General features: G+C 65.5%; 18 protein-coding genes and 1 tRNA gene. 10 read left to right on the forward strand and 9 right to left on the reverse strand.

The genetic code is table 11. The features are described 5' to 3' along the window. Positions 1-5: 5 nt before the first annotated feature. On the forward strand, positions 6-1,232 hold the full coding sequence (locus tag LHJ54_RS01225) for an NAD(P)/FAD-dependent oxidoreductase (protein ID WP_228244256.1): 1,227 nt from the start codon (positions 6-8) through the stop codon (positions 1,230-1,232). Here LHJ54_RS01225 and queG read toward each other — a convergent pair. Beyond that, positions 1,216-2,292 carry a tRNA epoxyqueuosine(34) reductase QueG gene (gene queG, locus LHJ54_RS01230; protein WP_228241850.1) on the reverse strand — a complete coding sequence of 359 codons (1,077 nt, stop codon included), beginning with the start codon at positions 2,290-2,292 and terminating at the stop codon, positions 1,216-1,218. The genes LHJ54_RS01225 and queG overlap by 17 nt on opposite strands. A 44-nt stretch (positions 2,293-2,336) precedes the next feature. Here queG and LHJ54_RS01235 point away from each other — a divergent pair, with 44 nt between their 5' ends. The 4 genes from LHJ54_RS01235 to msrB all read left to right on the forward strand — a co-directional run bounded on the left by LHJ54_RS01235 (position 2,337) and on the right by msrB (position 6,626). After that, a complete protein-coding gene (locus LHJ54_RS01235) occupies positions 2,337-3,371 on the forward strand; it encodes an ABC transporter ATP-binding protein (protein ID WP_228241852.1) in 1,035 nt (344 codons plus the stop codon). Beyond that, positions 3,368-4,600 (forward strand): ABC transporter permease, encoded by a 1,233-nt coding sequence (locus LHJ54_RS01240; protein WP_228241854.1) that lies wholly within the window; start codon positions 3,368-3,370, stop codon positions 4,598-4,600. Before LHJ54_RS01235 ends, LHJ54_RS01240 begins: the two co-directional genes overlap by 4 nt. Positions 4,601-4,727: 127 nt before the next feature. Then, a complete protein-coding gene (locus LHJ54_RS01245) occupies positions 4,728-6,065 on the forward strand; it encodes a cytochrome P450 (protein ID WP_228241856.1) in 1,338 nt (445 codons plus the stop codon). Between the two features lie 51 nt (positions 6,066-6,116). After that, positions 6,117-6,626, forward strand: a complete 510-nt coding sequence (gene msrB, locus LHJ54_RS01250) for a peptide-methionine (R)-S-oxide reductase MsrB (RefSeq protein WP_228241858.1) — start codon at positions 6,117-6,119, stop codon at positions 6,624-6,626. A gap of 10 nt (positions 6,627-6,636) precedes the next feature. Here msrB and LHJ54_RS01255 read toward each other — a convergent pair whose 3' ends face one another. The 4 genes from LHJ54_RS01255 to LHJ54_RS01270 all read right to left on the reverse strand — a co-directional run bounded on the left by LHJ54_RS01255 (position 6,637) and on the right by LHJ54_RS01270 (position 8,305). Beyond that, complete coding sequence (locus LHJ54_RS01255) at positions 6,637-7,254, reverse strand: PilZ domain-containing protein (RefSeq protein WP_228241860.1); 618 nt, start codon at positions 7,252-7,254, stop codon at positions 6,637-6,639. A 159-nt stretch (positions 7,255-7,413) separates the two neighbouring features. Continuing rightward, positions 7,414-7,498, reverse strand: a tRNA-Leu gene (locus tag LHJ54_RS01260). A gap of 53 nt (positions 7,499-7,551) precedes the next feature. Then, on the reverse strand, positions 7,552-7,833 hold the full coding sequence (locus LHJ54_RS01265) for an integration host factor subunit beta (protein ID WP_228241862.1): 282 nt from the start codon (positions 7,831-7,833) through the stop codon (positions 7,552-7,554). A 136-nt stretch (positions 7,834-7,969) separates the two neighbouring features. Beyond that, positions 7,970-8,305, reverse strand: a complete 336-nt coding sequence (locus LHJ54_RS01270) for a GntR family transcriptional regulator (protein WP_228241866.1) — start codon at positions 8,303-8,305, stop codon at positions 7,970-7,972. 157 nt (positions 8,306-8,462) lie between these two features. Between LHJ54_RS01270 and LHJ54_RS01275 the strand changes: the two genes are divergently transcribed. From LHJ54_RS01275 to LHJ54_RS01295, 5 genes are all read left to right on the forward strand, one after another. After that, positions 8,463-10,082: a peptide MFS transporter gene (locus LHJ54_RS01275; RefSeq protein ID WP_228241868.1), complete on the forward strand. Its 1,620-nt coding sequence runs from the start codon at positions 8,463-8,465 to the stop codon at positions 10,080-10,082. A 128-nt stretch (positions 10,083-10,210) separates the two neighbouring features. Next, the gene (locus tag LHJ54_RS01280) at positions 10,211-11,488 is read left to right on the forward strand and encodes an amidohydrolase (protein WP_228244257.1); all 1,278 of its coding nucleotides are present in this window, start codon (positions 10,211-10,213) and stop codon (positions 11,486-11,488) included. Then, positions 11,485-12,864 carry an amidohydrolase family protein gene (locus LHJ54_RS01285; RefSeq protein ID WP_228241870.1) on the forward strand — a complete coding sequence of 460 codons (1,380 nt, stop codon included), beginning with the start codon at positions 11,485-11,487 and terminating at the stop codon, positions 12,862-12,864. The genes LHJ54_RS01280 and LHJ54_RS01285 overlap by 4 nt, the downstream gene beginning before the upstream one ends. After that, positions 12,864-13,373 carry an FKBP-type peptidyl-prolyl cis-trans isomerase gene (locus LHJ54_RS01290; RefSeq protein WP_228241872.1) on the forward strand — a complete coding sequence of 170 codons (510 nt, stop codon included), beginning with the start codon at positions 12,864-12,866 and terminating at the stop codon, positions 13,371-13,373. The genes LHJ54_RS01285 and LHJ54_RS01290 overlap by 1 nt, the downstream gene beginning before the upstream one ends. A gap of 6 nt (positions 13,374-13,379) precedes the next feature. Then, entirely contained in the window at positions 13,380-14,075 is a 696-nt protein-coding gene (locus tag LHJ54_RS01295) for an NnrU family protein (protein ID WP_228241873.1), read from the forward strand. Positions 14,076-14,166: 91 nt separating this feature from the next. Here LHJ54_RS01295 and dxs read toward each other — a convergent pair whose 3' ends face one another. The 4 genes from dxs to LHJ54_RS01315 all read right to left on the reverse strand — a co-directional run bounded on the left by dxs (position 14,167) and on the right by LHJ54_RS01315 (position 17,589). After that, on the reverse strand, positions 14,167-16,089 hold the full coding sequence (gene dxs, locus LHJ54_RS01300; protein WP_228241874.1) for a 1-deoxy-D-xylulose-5-phosphate synthase: 1,923 nt from the start codon (positions 16,087-16,089) through the stop codon (positions 14,167-14,169). 181 nt (positions 16,090-16,270) lie between these two features. After that, positions 16,271-16,732 carry a Fur family transcriptional regulator gene (locus LHJ54_RS01305; RefSeq protein ID WP_228241875.1) on the reverse strand — a complete coding sequence of 154 codons (462 nt, stop codon included), beginning with the start codon at positions 16,730-16,732 and terminating at the stop codon, positions 16,271-16,273. 42 nt (positions 16,733-16,774) lie between these two features. Beyond that, on the reverse strand, positions 16,775-17,455 hold the full coding sequence (gene msrA, locus LHJ54_RS01310) for a peptide-methionine (S)-S-oxide reductase MsrA (protein ID WP_228241876.1): 681 nt from the start codon (positions 17,453-17,455) through the stop codon (positions 16,775-16,777). Beyond that, a complete protein-coding gene (locus tag LHJ54_RS01315) occupies positions 17,452-17,589 on the reverse strand; it encodes a hypothetical protein (RefSeq protein WP_228241878.1) in 138 nt (45 codons plus the stop codon). Before LHJ54_RS01315 ends, msrA begins: the two co-directional genes overlap by 4 nt. Positions 17,590-17,606: the final 17 nt, after the last annotated feature.

Consider the following 17,606-nt stretch of genomic DNA (forward strand, 5'->3'; position numbering starts at 1 on the left):
CGGTGGTGGAGCGGGTCGACACCCTCATCGTCGGGTCGGGACATGGCGGTGCCCAGGCCGCCATCTGCCTTCGACAGAACGGGTTTGCCGGTTCGATCCTGATCCTCACCCGCGATCGGCACCTGCCGTATGAACGCCCGCCGCTCTCCAAGGAGTACCTGCGGGGGGACAAGCCGTTTGAACGCATTCTGCTGCGCCCGCCCGCCTTCTGGAGCGAGCGAGGCATCGCGTTCCGGCTGAGCGCCAACGTGACGGATGTGCTGCCGGACGAACATGTCGCGGTGCTGTCGGACGGCACACGCATCGCTTACGGCGATCTGGTGTGGGCCGCCGGTGGCGAGCCGCGCATGCTCGCGTGCCCAGGCGCGGAGTTGAACGGCATCCATGCCGTGCGCGCCCGCGACGATCTCGATCAGCTGCGCGATGAACTCGCCGTCGGTCCGCGCCGCATCTGCGTGGTGGGTGGCGGCTACATCGGCCTGGAGGCGGCGGCAGTGCTGCGCAAGCTGGGCCATACCGTCACGCTGGTGGAAGCAGAACCACGCCTCCTGTCGCGGGTAGCGGGCGAAGAGCTGTCTGAGTTCTTCCTGACCGAACATCGGGCGCAGGGAGTGACCGTCCTGCTGTCCAGCAAGGTAGAGGCCCTGCGCGGTGAGAATGGCCGGGTGGCGGCCGTCTGCCTGACAGGCGGGGAGGAGATCCCCTGCGACCTGGTGGTGGTCGGCATCGGCATCGTCCCCTCCGTCGGTCCGCTGATGGCGGCCGGCGCTGCCGGCGCCGACGGGGTCGATGTCGACGAATTTTGCCGCACCAATCTCGACCACGTCTTCGCCATTGGCGACTGCGCCGCGCACGCCAACCCGTTCGCTGATGGCAAGGTGATCCGGCTGGAGTCGGTCCAGAACGCCAACGACATGGCAAGTGTCGCGGCAAAGGCGATTTGCGGCGACCCGCAGCCGTACCGGGCGGTCCCCTGGTTCTGGTCCAACCAGTATGATCTGAAGCTTCAGACGGTGGGTCTCTCCAGCGGCTACGACACCACCGTGCTGCGGGGCGATCCGGTGGCGCGCTCCTTTTGCGTAATCTACCTCAAGGAAGGCCGCGTCATTGCGCTAGACTGCGTGAACGCGACGCGCGACTATGCCCAGGGACGCAGGCTGGTTGAAGCGCGCGCGCAGATCGATCCGGCACGGCTGGTGGATACCTCGATCCCGCTCAAGGAACTGCTGTAAGCCGCAGGCGCGCCCACTCCGCCGCTTCGGCCACCACCGGATCAGGATCCGTCAGCAATCGCTCCACCAGCGGCAGCAGCCCCCGCTGCCTGCTGTTTCCCGCCGCTATCAGGCAATTGCGCACGAAGCGGTTGCGCCCGATCCGCTTGATGGGCGAGCCGGAGAAGCGCGCACGGAAGGCGGCATCGTCAAGGATGAGGAGATCGGCCAGCGGCGGGGCGATCAGATCGGCACGCGCAACGAATTTGGCATGCGCATGGGCGGCATCGGCGAACTTGTTCCAGGGACACACCGCCAGGCAGTCGTCACAGCCGTAGATGCGGTTGCCCATCGCGGCACGGAACTCATCCGGGATCGGCCCGGCGTGTTCGATGGTGAGGTAGGAGATGCAGCGCCGCGCATCCAGCCGGTACGGTGCCGGGAACGCGTCGGTCGGGCAGGCCGCCTGGCACGCGCGGCACGATCCGCAACCGTCGCGGTGCCCGGCGTCCGGCCGGAACGGCAGCGTGGAGTAGATCGCGCCGAGGAACAGCCAGCTGCCATGTTCCCGGCTCACCAGATTGGTATGCTTCCCCTGCCAGCCGATCCCCGCCGCCTGCCCCAGCGGCTTTTCCATGACTGGTGCGGTATCGACGAACACCTTGAGCTGCGGTCCGGCAAAACCCGCGTCCTGCGCCGCCGGGATCAGCCAGCGGGCGAGCGCCTTCAGCGCCTTTTTCACGACATCGTGGTAATCGCGGCCCTGGGCATAGACCGAGACACGCGCCACGTCGCCGCGATCGGCCAGCGCGAGCGGGTCGCCTGGCGGCGCGTAACTCATGCCGAGCGCGATGACGCTTTGCGCGTCGGGCCACAGGCTGCGCACGCCGCCGCGCTGATCGCTGCGCGCCTCCATCCAACCCATCGTGCCATGGCGACCTTTCCCGAGCCATTCCAGCAGGCGGGCGCGGCGCAGCGGGTCTTCGTCGGCGGATGCAAAGCCGCACACGACGAAGCCAAGTTCACGCGCCTTTACGCGCAGCTCCGCCGCCAGGGCATCGATCACTTCGGCATTAACCATGCTTGGGGTTGCTCCTGTAAGCACCTCGCCTGTATCACGGAAGAATGGAGCAGGTGCTTGGCCTCAGGCCGCAAAGCGATGATACGGCGGCTGAACCATCGGGCGCAAGCGTTTCGGCACCCCCGCTCGCCATCGAAGCCCGCGGCCTGGTCAAGCGATTCAACGGTGCGCTGGCCGTGGACGGCGTGGATATCGCGGTGCCGACCGGCTCCATCTACGGGATCCTCGGTCCCAACGGCGCCGGCAAGACGACGACGCTGCGCATGTTGCTGGGCATCATCGACCCGGACGCGGGCACCCGCCGCATCCTGGGCAGCGACCGGCCGCACGACATGGCCCGCGCGATCGGCTACCTGCCCGAAGAGCGCGGCCTGTATCCGTCGATGAAGGCCGTGGAGGCCATCGCCTTTATGGGATCGCTGCGCGGCCTGCCGCTCAGGGAAGGGCGGAAACGCGGGCGGGCGCTGCTGGAAGAGCACGGTCTGGCGCATGCGGCAGAGAAGCAGATCCGCCACCTGTCGAAAGGCATGGCACAGACAGTGCAGCTGATCGGAACCCTCGTGCACCGTCCGCGGCTGGTGGTGCTGGACGAGCCGTTTTCAGGCCTGGACGCCATCAACCAGGGCAAGCTTGAAGGCATGATCCGCCGGCTGGCAGCCCAAGGCACCACGGTGATCTTTTCAACCCACGTCATCGCCCATGCCGAACGATTGTGCGAACAGATCGCCATCATCGCCGGCGGCAAGGTGCCGTTCGCAGGTGGTGTGGACGAAGCGCGCGATCGCATCCCCGCGCAGGTCCGGCTCGAAACACGTGCAGGCGATGGTCGCTGGCGATCTGCCCTGCCCGCCGACGCAAGGGCTGAACACAAGACGGGCGGTGGTCACTGGTGGTCGTTCGCCCTTCCCGACAGTGGGATCGAGCCGTTGCTGAAGGCTCTGATCGAGGGGGAGGCAGGGATCCTGTCCCTGTCGATCGAACGGGCGGGTCTGCACGACGCATTTGTGCACATCGCAGGCGAAGCCGCGGCGCGCGCGCTGCAGGACGATCAGCCTGAGCGATCGGGAACGCGATCATGACCCAGACGCGCCGCGCGGAACGACTTCCCCTGTGGCAGGCGGCCTATGTCATCGCCCGCCGGGACTTTCTTGCCATCCTGCTGAGCAAGACATTCCTTTTCTTCCTTCTTGGTCCGCTGTTTCCCATCGTGGTTGGCGGGCTGGCCGGCACCATCGGCAGTCAGGTGCGCGACTCGGTCGAGACACCGGTGCTCGGCATCATGCTGCCCGCCGATGATGCGGTGCAGCTTGTGGCGACGCATCATCAGCTGACAGCCGGCCTGAACGTCGATCTGCCCCATATCCGCCAGCTACCGGAAAATGCCGGCGACCCGCGCACCGTCCTGCGGAACAACGACGCCGGCCTTGCTGCCATTCTTTCCGGAACGCTGGCGAACCCCGTTCTCACCGGCTCGCCCGCGCAGCTGGAACGCTGGCGGGGCGAAGTATCGCTGCTGCTGGCAGAAACGCGCAGCGAACGGCCACTCGAACCGCTCTCGCTCGGACTGGAGGCGGCAGCGGACAGCACCGCGGACCGGCAGAGCGGTCGGCTGACGGTCGCGCAGGGCGCGCAACTCCTCCTGTTCCTGTTGTCCATGCTGCTGGCCGGCATGGTGCTGTCGAACCTGGTCGAGGAGAAGGGCAACAAGATCATCGAAATTCTGGCGGCCGCCATACCGATGGACGCGGTGTTCCTGGGCAAGCTGTTCGCCATGCTGGCAATCTCCTTCGTCGGCATATTGGTCTGGGGCGGGGTTGCCGCGGTGGCGCTGTATGCGGCGCGCGACATTTTGCCTGTCTTTCCCGACCCGGCGGTCGGCTGGCCGGCGTTCCTGGCGCTGTTCGTTCTCTATTTCGCCATGAATTACCTGCTGCTCGGCTCCATCTTCCTCGCCATCGGCTCGCTCGCGGCGACAGTGCGCGAGGTGCAGACACTGTCGATGCCGGTCACGATGAGCCAGGTGCTGATCTTCTTCCTGGCCGGGATGGCGGTTGCCGACCCCGACGGGCTGGCGGGGTGGTTCGCGACGGTGTTCCCGCTGTCCTCACCCTATGCGCTCCTGGCGCACGGCGCGGTGCAGCCGGGGCTTGGGCTCCACGCGCTCGGCCTTGCCTGGCAGGCGCTTTGGGTGGCCATTTTCATCAAGGCGGGGGCAGCACTGTTCCGTCGCCGGGTCATGCAATCGGGCGCCCCGCGAAGACCTCTGCTGGAGCGGCTACGCGGGCGAAGAGCCAGGGGCGCGGCCTGACCTGCCCATGCCTCGGCGGCTGGGCGCTCTAGCCAGCACGCGAGGGCAGCGGGGAAATTGACAAGCGTGTAAACTGCGTCACAATGCTTGCGAAACGACCGGGCCAACCGGCGACATCTGGAGAGACATGATGGGCGACCAGTCGCACGGCGGCTTCACCTTCCGCCAATCCCCTACCGCGGCGGAAGCGCTCAGGCAGCATTACGCGGAACATCCCGAAGCCCGGCCGCACCACCCCCATCCGTTCGACGTCAGCCGGTCCGACATCTACGCCGAGGACCGCTGGCAGCCGATCTTCGCCCGAATGCGCGCCGAGGGGCCGATGCACTACATCCCGGAGAGCCCGTTTGGCCCGTACTGGGCGGTGGTCAAGCATGATGCGATCCAGCACATCGAGTCGCTGCCCGAACTCTATTCATCCAGCTGGGAACATGGCGGCATCACCATCATCAACCGCGAAACGGACGAAGAACTCGCCCGGCGTGGTCGGCAACGCTTCGAACTGCCGATGTTCATCGCCATGGACCGGCCCAAGCACACGGGCCAGCGGCGCACCGTCGCACCAGCCTTTACTCCGGCGGAGATGAAGCGGCTGGAGCCGGACATCCGCCAGCGCACCGGCGAAGTGCTCGACCGACTTCCCTATGGCAAGGTGTTCGACTGGGTCGACACGGTGTCGATCGAGCTGACCACGCAGATGCTCGCCATCCTGTTCGCCTTTCCGTGGGATGACCGGCGGCTGCTCACCTTCTGGTCCGACTGGGCTGGGGATACCGAGCTTGCCGTGGTGCCGCAGATGGAGGATCTGCGCCAGGGCCTGCTGATGGAGATGGCTGCGTACTTCCAGCAGTTGTGGAGCGAGCGGGCGCGGCAGGAGCCGGGACCGGACCTCATCTCCATGATGATCCATTCGCCCGCCATGAACCAGATGGACCCGCAGGAGTTCATGGGGAATCTGGTCCTGCTGATCGTGGGCGGCAACGATACCACCCGCAACACCATGTCCGGCATCATCCATGCGTTCGACAGGTTTCCGGACCAGCGCAAGGCTTTCGAGGAACGCCCGGACCTGATCCCCAACGCGGTTCAGGAATGCATCCGGTATCAGACACCGCTGGCGCATATGCGCCGAACCGCAAGCGAGGACGCTGAACTGTTCGGGCAGCAGGTGCGCAAGGGCGACAAGCTGGTCCTGTGGTATCTGTCGGCCAACCGGGACGAGACGGTGTTCGACAACCCCGACAAGCTGGAGATCAGCCGCGAGAACGCGCGTCGGCACCTGGCGTTCGGCTACGGCATTCACCGCTGCGTGGGGGCACGGCTGGCGGAACTGCAGTTGCGCATCTTGCTGGAGGAAATGCACGCGCGGCGGATGCGGGTTCACGTTGCCGGTGACGTGGAGCGGGTGCGCGCCAATTTCGTTCACGGGTTCCGCAAGCTGGAAGTGGAATTGACCCGGTTCTAGAAGTCACGGCCGGCCAGCGCGGGTTCAGCGACAGGCTGGCACAAACCTGTCGTGATTTACCGCACCGTCCTCGATTCTCGTCACTCCCGCCGGGATGCGTTGAGGCTGCTGGGCGCAGCCGGGGTCGTCATGGGCGTGGGCGGATGCGGTGTCAGTTCGGCCGAACAGACACGCTTTCCCGTGCACCTGCCGGACGCCGAATGGCGACGCCGGCTGACACATGCGCAGTACCGGGTGCTGCGCGGCGCCTGGACCGAGCGGGCCTATTCCTCCGCCCTCAATGCAGAATACCGCGCGGGGACTTTCCAGTGCGCGGGGTGCCGGAAGCCGTTGTTCTCCTCGGCTGCTAAGTTCGACAGCGGCAACGGGTGGCCCAGCTTCTACGCCGCGCTGCCAGAAGCGGTTGGCAAGAAGCTGGATCACAGCCTGCTGTTCCCGCGGGTTGCGGTGCACTGCGCAGATTGTGGCGGGCACCTGGGCCATGTGTTCAACGACGGGCCCAGGCCCACCGGCAAGCGATACTGCATGAACGGCGCGGCGCTGACCTTTCGCGCCGCTTAGCCGCAATTTTCTAGGCGGAACGCAGCAGCTCCGGACACTGCAGGCGCGCAGCGAGCTGGGCGAATTCGGCCAGTCGAAAAGTGTTCTCGAATACGAGGCCATATTCGCCGTCACGCCGCCAGCGCACCTTGGCCCGCAATTCCGGCAACTGTTCCGCTTCGATCCGCACCATCTGATCGCGGGCAAGTTTCGCATCGCTGATGATCCGGGCGCCCTGTTGCGATATGTTGCTGACGATGCCCGACCATTCCGCCGTGGGGGTGTGGAGGGTCACCGCGAGGGTGGCGGACAGCCGCAATTGCCGCTTGGGATATGCCCAGTGCTCCCGGATCAGCCGATCGACCTCGACCGGCTGTGAAAACGCGAAACTCGCCTCACCCTGTTCAACGCGGATGACGGCTACTTCGAACCGTTCCCCGTTCTGCAGCTCCAGTCTGGCATCCGCGCCGATGGCCGGAAGGGAGTGGAACGTCTTGATCTTCACACCGACTTGCGAGACGTCGCGGATCACGCAAACGAACTCTCCTTGCGGCAAGATCAGCTTGGCCGCGCGGATGAGCGAGATGTACCGGGGTGCGGCCCGCTTTTCCTCGAGTGTGTCATCGAACGCTTCCGCGTGCTTCAACATAGCGAAATCCATGCGGCGACCCTGCCCCGTTTGCTGATGTTTCCGTTAAGAATCCGTCTGTTCTCTGCTTCGGAGGCTATCGGTCAGTTCTTAAGATGATTCTAACACAAGGTTACGGAATCAGCGCGTTAGCAGGATTAAGATCGACTTAGCGCGCCATGGTGCGGGTGGCGGGACTCGAACCCGCACGATCAAGGATCAGGGGATTTTAAGTCCCCGGCGTCTACCATTCCGCCACACCCGCGCGACGCATCCGCCGCTAGCGCGGGGGGTGGCGGTGGGCAATTGCTTTCGCGGTCAGTCGCTGTTGAGTCGCTGGCGCATTTCCTTGCCAGGCTTGAAGTATGGAACGCGCTTGGCCGGGACTTCGACCTTGTCGCCGGTTCGAGGGTTGCGCCCCTCGCGCGCGTCCCGCTCGCGCGTGGAGAACGCGCCGAAGCCGCGCAGTTCCACACGGCCGCCATCGGCCAGCCGCTTGGTGATCTCGTCGAAAAAGATATCGACCACCTGCTCCACTTCTTCGGCCCGCAGGTCGGGATTTTCCCGCGCCAGCTCGTGCAGCAGTTCGGACCTGATCATTGCAACCTCCCCGCGATTCCAGCAGTCATTCGGCTGTCTGGCAGACTAGCAAAAAGCGCTTCCCGATGCATCCACTAACATCATTATTAACATTTGTGCAATGCGGTGTGCAAAATTCGGCAGTCGCCCCGGCTCCTCATTCGCGGGCCAGCATGTCCTCCAACGACAGGTCCAGCCGCCGCAGCCGTGCGCGCAGTTCCGGCCATTCGTCGGCCAGGAAGCGCCGGCGTTCCAGGGCTCGCAAGCGGTCTGCCGCGCCCGGCACCACGAACATGCCGATGCCGCGACGCACGGTGACAAGGCCATCCGTCTGGAACTGCTGGTAAGCCTTGGCGACGGTGAGCGGATTGGCGCCTTCCTCGGCGGCAAGCTGGCGGACAGAGGGCAGCATCTCGCCCTCCGCGTACCGGCCGTCCATGATGGCAGCTGCGATATCGTCGCGCAGGCGCAGATAGACAGGCTGGCTGCTCATGGGTGAAGCAGTGGCATAATACAGCGCGGCAGGCAAGTTTCGCTCGGCTTTGCTGCAGCTAAAGCTTCACAAGATTGAAACACACGCTAGGGTGCGGGCAAAATGGCGTCCGGCGCGTTTGCGACCGCACCGCCGACGATCTGGAGGGTTCGATTACATGGCGACGCAGCAGCTGCCTCACGGCGATTCCGCAGGCACGTTCCTGGGACACCCCAAGGGGCTGTTCATGCTGTTCTTTGCCGAAATGTGGGAGCGGTTCTCCTACTACGGCATGCGCGCGCTGCTGATCTTTTATCTTACAAAACACTGGCTGTTTTCCGACAGCGACGCGGGGATCATCTACGGCGCCTACACTGCGCTCGTGTACATCACGCCCGTCGTTGGCGGGTACATGGCCGACCGTTACCTCGGCCAACGCAAGGCGGTTCTGTTTGGCGCGGTGCTGCTGACGCTTGGCCACTTCTTCATGGCATTCGAGGGCGAGCCGGCCGCCGGCAACACCGACAATCCGGTGATCTATGTATTCTGGCTGGCCCTGGCGCTGATCATCGTGGGGTCGGGCTTTCTCAAGGCCAACATCTCGGTGATGGTCGGACAGCTGTATCCCCGCACGGATGTCCGCCGGGATGGCGCCTACACCATCTTCTACATGGGGATTAACCTTGGCGCGGCGCTTGGCTCGCTGCTGTGTGGCTATATCGGGGAAACCTATGGCTGGGCCTATGGCTTCGGCCTCGCGGGGATCGGGATGCTGGCCGGCCTGATCGTGTTCATCTGGGGCAAGCCGCTGCTGCTTGGCCGGGGAGAGCCGCCCAAGCCTCTGGCGAAGGGGCGGGAATGGTCCATGTATGGCATCGGCCTGGTTCTGGTCGCGGTCTGCTGGGCGCTGGTGCAGTATCAGGCGGTGGTCGGCTATCTCCTGGGCGTGTTCGGGGGCTTGCTTGTCGCCTATGTCATCGGGGTTGCCGTCACCAAACTGCAACCGGATGAACGCGACCGGATCTTCGCCGCGCTGTTCCTCATCATAACGTCCATCATCTTCTGGGCCCTGTTCGAACAGGCGGGTTCCTCGCTCAACCTGTTCACCGATCGTCACGTGGACCGCGGCGGCGTCCCGGCGGCGATGTTCCAGTCGATCAACGCGATCTACATCATCCTGCTGGCACCGGTTTTCGCAACCTTGTGGACCTGGATGGGCCAGCGCGGGATCGAACCATCCACCCCGCTCAAGTTCGGGCTGGGCGTGGTACAGGTGGGCCTTGGATTTCTCGTGCTGGTCTGGGGCGCGCAGTCGGTTGGCGTGACCGTCCCGACGCCGGTTCTGTTCATCTTCCTCATCTATCTTTTGCACACCACCGGCGAGCTTTGCCTTTCCCCCGTTGGCCTGTCCGCCATGAACCGGCTGGCGCCGGCACACATGGCCTCGCTCATCATGGGCGTGTGGTTCTTTGCGTCCGCGACCGGCAATTTCGCTGCCGGCTTGATAGCGGCGGCAACAGGCGCCGAGAGCGTCGGCGAGACAGCCGGCAAGGAAGTTGTCCTGGGCGTGTATTCCACCGTTGGCTGGACCGCCGTGGGCGTAGGCGTGGCGGTCATGATCATCAGCCCGCTCATCAAGCGGCTGATGCACCTAGACACGCTGCGTGACGACGACGTCGGCAGCGATCTGGAAGGGCAGGCGCAGGCGGGCGTCGAGGCGCAGGAAGGCGGGATGCATCCGTCGGCCAGCGGGCAAGCGCCCGGCGTCCACCCGCAGAACCGCCCGGGCACCATCTGACCAAAGGAGTTCACGTGAAGCGTCTGTCACTTTCGCTGCGCGCCGCCACATTGGCGCTCGCCTGCGGGGCGCTTGCCGCCTGCACCACTACCGGAGGCGGCCAATCCGCGGCTGCCCGTTCCGGCCCCATTGTCGGAGAGGACGGCCGGCAGCCTTACTCCTCCAGCTATCGGGCCTACCCCGGTCGTCCCACCGCCTTGGTCGGCGCGACCGTGTACGATGGTGCGGGCCGCAGGATCGACAACGGCACGGTGCTGCTGCGCGACGGCAAGATCGTGGCGGTGGGTGATGCCTCGCTGTCCACCGCCGGATACGACCGGGTGGACGGCACCGGCAAGTTCGTGACGCCAGGCATCATCGACATCCATTCCCACCTTGGCAACTATCCCACGCCTTCGGTCGACGCACATGCCGACGGGAACGAAGCGACGGATCCGACGACGCCCGCCGTCTGGGCCGAACATTCGGTATGGCCGCAGGACCCTGGCTTCACCCGCGCTCTTGCCAATGGCGGTATAACCGCGCTGCAGATCCTGCCGGGTTCGGCCAACCTGTTCGGCGGGCGGTCCGTCACGCTCAAGAACGTGCCGGGTCGCACGGTTCAGGAAATGAAGTTCCCCGGCGCGCCGCATGGGCTCAAGATGGCGTGCGGCGAAAATCCCAAGCGGGTTTACGGCAGCCGTGGCCGCATCCCTTCCACCCGCATGGGCAACATGGCCGTCAACCGCCAGACCTGGCTCGACGCGCGCGAATACGCCAACGGAGACCGCAAGAAACGCAACCTCGCCAATGAGACATTGGCCGGCGTGCTCGATGGGGAAATCCTCGTCCACAACCACTGCTACCGCGCCGACGAGATGGCCCTGGTCCTCGATATGGCCAAGGAAATGGGCTACAAGGTGACGGCCTTCCATCATGCCGTCGAAGCCTACAAGATCGGTGACCTGCTGCGCGAAAACGGCGTGTGCTCCGCCATCTGGGCAGACTGGTACGGTTTCAAGATGGAATCGTATGACGGTATTCCGGAAAATGCCGCCCTGCTGCGACAGGCCGATGCCTGCGTGGTGATACATTCCGACGACGAGAACGGAATTCAGCGCCTGAACCAGGAAGCCGCCAAGGCGCAGGCGGCGGGCAGGCGGATGGGCATCGACATTCTGGATGCGGAGGTCATCGGCTGGATCACGCTCAACGCCGCGCGCGCCATGGGCATCGCCGAGATGACCGGCAGTCTGGAAGCGGGCAAGATGGCCGACGTGGTGCTGTGGAACGGCAATCCGCTATCGGTCTATTCGCGCCCTGAAAAGGTGTGGATCGACGGCGCGCTGATGTTCGACGCGGTGACGAACCGCCGGCCGGTCAGTGACTTTGAACTCGGCCAGCCGGGTCAGGGAGATGTGAAATGATGCGGCATCTGCTGGCTGGCACGGCCGCCCTGCTCGCCCTTGCCACTCCGCTGGCGGCACAGGATGTGGCGATCACCAACGCCACACTCGCCACCGGCGACGCGTCGGACCCGGTGCAAGGAGCCACCGTCGTCATCCGCGGCGGACAGGTTGTGGCGGCCGGTCCGGGCGTGGCCGTCCCCGCCGGGATGCAGGCCATCGACGGAACCGGACGCTGGGTCACTCCGGGCCTGTTCTCCGCCATGACCACGCTCGGATTGTCCGATGTGGAGGGTGTGCAGGACAGCAACGACGAACGCGCGCCGCGGTCCCCGTTCAGCGCCGCACTGGACGTGCAGACAGCATTGAACCCCGCGTCGGAGAGCGTCAGCGTGGTCCGCGCGGCGGGCATCACCCGCGCGTCGGTCGTCACCCGGCCCGCCTCCTCCATCTTCGGCGGACAGGGCGCCGTTGTTGATCTGGGTGCGGACCCGCGCATGGTGGTCCGTCCCCGCGCGTTCCAGCTGGTCACGCTGGGGGAACAGGGCGGCGCCATCGCCGGCGGCAGCCGCGCGAGCGCGCATGCCCTGCTCCGCAATGCCCTGCGCGAGGCGCGCGAATATGGCCGCGATCCGGCGCTGACCGGCGGCGGACAGGCGCGTGCGGTGGACACCGGCGACGACATTCCTCTCGACCCGCGGCTGGTCGACACGCAGAGCGCCCGGCGTGACGATGTGCTGTTGACCCGGTTCGACGCCGCCGCGCTTGGTCCGGTGGTGAGCGGCCGGCAGCCGCTCTATGTCATGGTGGAACGCGCCGCCGACATCCGCCAGGTACTTGCCCTGCGACAGGAGTTCCCCGCCCTTCGCCTCGTGCTGGTGGGTGCAAGCGAGGGGTGGCTGGCGGCCGAAGACATCGCCCGCGCAGGCGTTCCGGTGATTGCCGACCCGCTCGACAACCTGCCCGCGCGTTTCGAACAACTTGGCGCAACGCAGAGCAATGTCGGCCGCATGGCGCGCGCGGGGGTCAAGGTCGCCATCGGCAACATGACCGGCGGCACCGGCGACCAGCCGCGCAACATGGCGCAATATGCCGGCAACCTCGTTTCGCTGGCCCGTGTGCCCGGCGGAGAAGGGCTCAGCTGGGGCCAGGCGTTCGCCGCGATCAGTTCGGTGCCGGCAGAGATCGCGGGCTTCGCGAACCGGTATGGCGTGCTGCGGCCAGGCGCTGCGGGTGACGTGGTGATATGGGACGGCGATCCGCTGGAAGTCGGCAGCACGCCCCTCGCCGTTTACATCGACGGGGTTGAGCAGCCCCGCGACAACCATCAGACCCGTCTGCGCGAACGGTATCGCGATCTGGATACCGCCGACCAGCCCAAGGCATACGACTTCTGATGGCCAGGCCGCACGGCTCGCGCGGCACACTGGCTGCCCTGGCACTGGCCGGCGCGGCGGTGCTGGCGGTCAGCGTTGCGGGCGCGATGCAGAACAGCCCGCCCGACCGGTCGCAGGACATTGCCTGGATGAGCCAGCAGCAAGCGTATATCGGCACCCTGAAAGCAGAGGATGGCTGGCAGGTCATGCCGGGCGGGTTGAAATGGCGCCGCGTGGCAGGTGCCGGCACCGGTCCGCGTCCGACAGTCGATGACACCGTGACGGTCCATTACCGTGGCACATTCCTTGACGGGACCGTGTTCGACAGTTCCTATGACCGGGGCGAACCAGCCACATTCCCGCTAAGTCGCCTGGTGAAGGCATGGCAGCTCGCCATTCCGCAGATGGCTGTGGGCGACACTATTGAAATTGCCGCGCCTGCCGATCTGGCATATGGACCGCAGGGGCGCGGACCCATTCCGGGCGGCGCGACGCTGCTGTTCACGGTGGAGTTGCTGGGAATAAAATAGGGCGCGATGGTCGACGCAGGCATGATGCCGCTGCTGTTTCTGGGGCTCGCGTCCGCCAGCCTTGTTGCCACCCATCTGGCATTGTCCCACCCGCTGCGCGCCCCGCTCGTCCGATGGATCGGCGAACGCGGCTTCCTGCTGCTTTACTCGGCCGTGGCGCTCGCCGCCATCTGGTGGATGGCACAGGCATTTCGCGCAGCGCCGGCAGGTGACTTGGGCGGAGCGAGCGGCAGCGCCGGCTGGTTCGTGGCAAGTGGATTGACCATCCCGGCTCTGGTGCTGTTTTTCGGCTCCCTTCGCGGCAATCCCGCCCTGCCGGCCGTATCGGCTTCGCGGCTGGCCAATCGGATGCCGACCGGCGTTTTCCGCGTCACCCGTCACCCGATGATGTGGAGCTTTGCCCTGTGGGCGGTCGCCCATCTGGCGCTGCTGTGGAGCTGGCGAACGACCATCGTTGCCATCGCGGTGCTGATCCTGGCACTGGCCGGAGCGGCAGGGCAGGACCGGCGCAAGCGCCGTGCGCTACCGAGGTGGCAAGATTGGGAGAACCAGACGACCTTCTGGCCTCGCTGGAGCGGTATGCTGTCGGCGGACTGGCTCCTCTGGGCGGCCGCTATCGCCGCATGGCTGGCGATCACCTGGGCGCATATTCCGCTGGGCGGTGTTCCGGCAGGCTTGTGGATTTGGTGGACGGCGTCATAGCGACCGCAACCGGGCCGATGTGCCAGCGATCCTGAATCCGGCCGGTGCGTTGCCTCCACGCAAGTCTGGGCCAGCGCGCCGCCGGCCGCGGTCAGGCCCGCGCTTCCTCCACTCCCACCGAATTGTGCTTAAGGGCGGACAGCGCCGTGTCCACGATTTGCGGCGCGTTGAGGCCTGCCTCGTCATATTGCCGTACCGGATCGTCCTGGTCTTGGAACAGGTCGGGCAGGCGCATGGTGCGAATCTTCAGTCCCGCATCGGTCAACCCGTGGTCGCTTGCATAGGTCAGCACATGCGCGCCAAGTCCGCCGATGGCGCCTTCCTCGATCGTGATGACGACTTCATGCGTTCGCAGCAGCCGGTCGATCAGCGCCTCGTCAAGCGGTTTGGCGAAACGCAGGTCGGCAACGGTGGTGGACAGCCCCTTCGCCTCAAGCTGGTCGGCCGCCTTCAGGGCTTCGGCGAGGCGGGTGCCGAGCGACAGGATGGCGATCTTCGCTCCGTCCCGCACGACCCTGCCCTTGCCGATCTCCAGCCTCTGCGGCTCGGCAGGAAGTTCGACGCCCACACCGCCGCCGCGCGGATAGCGGAACGCGATCGGTCCGTCGTCGTAGCAAGCGGCGGTGTAGGTCATGTGCACCAGTTCCGCCTCGTCAGCGGCAGCCATGACCACAAAGTTAGGCAGCGTTGCCAGATAGGTCACATCGAAACTGCCCGCGTGAGTGGCCCCGTCCGCACCAACCAGCCCGGCCCGGTCGATGGCAAATCGCACGGGCAGGTTCTGGATCGCCACGTCATGCACCACCTGGTCGTAGGCGCGTTGCAGGAATGTCGAATAGATGGCGCAGAACGGCCGCATTCCTTGGGCCGCCAGACCGGCGGCAAAGGTCACGCCGTGCTGTTCGGCGATGCCCACGTCGAAGGCGCGGTCAGGGTGCGCTTTCGCAAACCTGTCGACGCCGGTGCCGGACGGCATTGCGGCGGTGATGGCGACGATCCGGTCGTCCGCCTCGGCCAGCCTGGCCAGCGTATCGCCGAACACGTTCTGGTAAGCAGGTGGTCCGCCCGCGCTCTTCTTCTGCTCGCCGGTGATGACGTCGAACTTCTGCACGCCATGATATTTGTCGGCGCTCGCCTCGGCCGGGGCATACCCCTTGCCCTTGGTGGTCACCACATGAACCAGGATCGGCCCCTGCTCGCTGTCGCGCACATTCTCCAGCACCGGGATCAGGTGATCGAGGTTGTGCCCGTCGATCGGCCCGACGTAATAGAAGCCCAGCTCTTCGAACAATGTGCCGCCGGTCGCCATGCCGCGGGCGTATTCTTCGGCCTTCTCAAGACCGGAGTGAATGGACCGGCTGAGCTTTCGCGCGACCTTGGAGGCCAGTGACCGCAGCCCCAGATATTCGGACGAAGACACCATGCGCGCGAGGTAGGCCGAGAGCCCGCCCACTGGCGGCGCGATGCTCATGTCATTGTCGTTCAGGATGACCACGAGCCGGTTGCCTGCCTGTTCGGCGTTGTTCATCGCCTCGTACGCCATGCCCGCCGACATGGCGCCATCGCCGATCACCGCGATCGCCTTGCCCGGCGCGCCGGTCAGCTTGTTGGCGATGGCGAACCCCAGGCCGGCGCTGATCGAGGTGGAGGAATGCGCCGCCCCGAACGGGTCGTATTCGCTTTCGGCCCGCTTCGTGAACCCTGACAGCCCGTTGCCCTGCCGCAGCGTGCGGATGCGGTCGCGCCGGCCGGTTATGATCTTGTGCGGATACGCCTGGTGCCCCACGTCCCAGATCAGCTTGTCGTCGGGCGTGTTGAACACATAGTGGATCGCCACGGTCAGTTCGACCACGCCAAGGCCCGATCCCAGATGGCCGCCGGTTGATCCGACCGCATCGATCATCTCGGCCCGCAGTTCGTCCGCCAGCCGGCGCAATTTGCCCTTGTCAAGGCGGCGGAGATCCTCTGGCAGGCGGACCTGATCGAGGAGAGGCGTCTTCAAGCTGTCACTCATCCACCCCTCCGTAATCGTCAGAACGCGGCTTGTCGATTCGACAATCCGCTGCTTCAGCTACCCGGGCGACCTTGAACGGTTCGGGCGCAACTCTTGATCGACTACGGCAAACCAGCAGATCTTCGGTCCCCGCTGGAACCGGGTTCCAGACAACCACTTGTCGGAATTGACGTGTGCGCTCTCAGGCAGCGCAATTGCCGCAGGTGCCGCGCAGTTCGATGATCGGGCGATCCGCCCGAAACCCGGCGGCACGGGATGCCGACATCAACTCGCCCGTCAGCCGGTCGTCGTCGAAATGGCTGGCCTGACCACAGGCATCGCAGATCATGAAGATGCAATCGTGCCGGCAACCCGGATGGGTGTTCACCAGATAGGCATTGGCGCTTTCAATGCGATTGACCAGGTTCGTCCGCACGAACAGGTCGAGAATGCGATAGACGCTGTTGGGGGCGACCCGCTTGCCACGGGCTTTCGACAGGTTGTCCGCGATGTCATAGGCGGACGCGGGGCGTTCATGCCGCGCCAGTTCTTCGAACACGGCGGCGCGCATGCCGGTCCACTGTTCCCCGGCGTTGCCCAGCGCCTCCCGCGCCGCGCCCGTCAGCGCCTCGCCCGTGTGTTCCCGATGTCCATGCGCAGCCATGCGGGGGAGATATGGCGGGCCGGTCTCCCGCGCAAGCGGTGTTCAGCCGTGCGGAGATGCTGGCGAGTAAAGGCCCGGGTAAAGCCGCTGCAACGCCTCCACCTTGGGTTTGGTCCAGCGCTGGATATAGCTGTGCTGAGGGTTGCGCGCGGCAAAGTCCTGATGAACAGGTTCGGCGGGGTAGAACGTCCGCACCGCCACGACCGGGGTAACAATCGGTGCGGGCCATTTGCCGCTCGCACTCATCTGGGCAAGATACTGCTCGGCCACCAATCGCTGATGCCCGTTTGCAGTGATGAGCGCAGCGGCGTATTCCGGGCCGCGGTCAGGTCCTTGGCGATCTCCGGACGTGGGGTCGGCAACAACCGAGAAGAACAGCTGCAACAATTGGTCGTAACGCACGATCGCTGGGTCGTAGGTCACCCGCACCGCTTCCACATGGTCGGTCATGCCGCTGGTAACGATATCATACCGGGCGCTGCGCTGCGTACCGCCGTGATAACCGCTCACGGCATCGGTCACTCCGCGGGTCTGGCTGAACACCGCCTCCACGCTCCAGAAACAGCCGCCCGCGAAAATCGCGGTCTTGAGCCCGGCGCCCTCGTCCGCCACCAGCGCTGCGGCCGGGGCGGCGACAGGGCTCCACGATGGAACGGATGGCCCCGAACAGCCGGTGACGGGCAGTGCAAGCAGCGCGCACGTCACCGCCAGCGCACGGATCACCGGATAAAGGCGATCAAGGCATCCGGCGCGCCTGCGCTCCACATTTCCGGCCCGGCGAGGAGCAGGGACAGGAACGTGCCGATCACAAAACCGATGGCGATATTATGGAACAGGTCTGATCTCACGAAGGTCATGGCGGCGGTCCTTATGC

Origin of the sequence: Porphyrobacter sp. GA68 (genome assembly GCF_022605525.1) — a bacterium.
Classification (GTDB): Bacteria; Pseudomonadota; Alphaproteobacteria; order Sphingomonadales; family Sphingomonadaceae; genus Qipengyuania_B.

Excerpts from the sequence above, each read along its gene's own strand:
- queG (WP_228241850.1), bottom strand. The coding sequence starts at position 2,292 with ATGGTTAATGCCGAAGTGATCGATGCCCTGGCGGCGGAGCTGCGCGTA.
- LHJ54_RS01235 (WP_228241852.1), top strand. The coding sequence starts at position 2,337 with ATGGAGCAGGTGCTTGGCCTCAGGCCGCAAAGCGATGATACGGCGGCT.
- LHJ54_RS01240 (WP_228241854.1), top strand. The coding sequence starts at position 3,368 with ATGACCCAGACGCGCCGCGCGGAACGACTTCCCCTGTGGCAGGCGGCC.
- LHJ54_RS01245 (WP_228241856.1), top strand. The coding sequence starts at position 4,728 with ATGATGGGCGACCAGTCGCACGGCGGCTTCACCTTCCGCCAATCCCCT.
- LHJ54_RS01255 (WP_228241860.1), bottom strand. The coding sequence starts at position 7,254 with ATGTTGAAGCACGCGGAAGCGTTCGATGACACACTCGAGGAAAAGCGG.
- LHJ54_RS01265 (WP_228241862.1), bottom strand. The coding sequence starts at position 7,833 with ATGATCAGGTCCGAACTGCTGCACGAGCTGGCGCGGGAAAATCCCGAC.
- LHJ54_RS01270 (WP_228241866.1), bottom strand. The coding sequence starts at position 8,305 with ATGAGCAGCCAGCCTGTCTATCTGCGCCTGCGCGACGATATCGCAGCT.
- LHJ54_RS01275 (WP_228241868.1), top strand. The coding sequence starts at position 8,463 with ATGGCGACGCAGCAGCTGCCTCACGGCGATTCCGCAGGCACGTTCCTG.
- LHJ54_RS01285 (WP_228241870.1), top strand. The coding sequence starts at position 11,485 with ATGATGCGGCATCTGCTGGCTGGCACGGCCGCCCTGCTCGCCCTTGCC.
- LHJ54_RS01290 (WP_228241872.1), top strand. The coding sequence starts at position 12,864 with ATGGCCAGGCCGCACGGCTCGCGCGGCACACTGGCTGCCCTGGCACTG.
- LHJ54_RS01295 (WP_228241873.1), top strand. The coding sequence starts at position 13,380 with ATGGTCGACGCAGGCATGATGCCGCTGCTGTTTCTGGGGCTCGCGTCC.
- dxs (WP_228241874.1), bottom strand. The coding sequence starts at position 16,089 with ATGAGTGACAGCTTGAAGACGCCTCTCCTCGATCAGGTCCGCCTGCCA.
- LHJ54_RS01305 (WP_228241875.1), bottom strand. The coding sequence starts at position 16,732 with ATGGCTGCGCATGGACATCGGGAACACACGGGCGAGGCGCTGACGGGC.
- LHJ54_RS01315 (WP_228241878.1), bottom strand. The coding sequence starts at position 17,589 with ATGACCTTCGTGAGATCAGACCTGTTCCATAATATCGCCATCGGTTTT.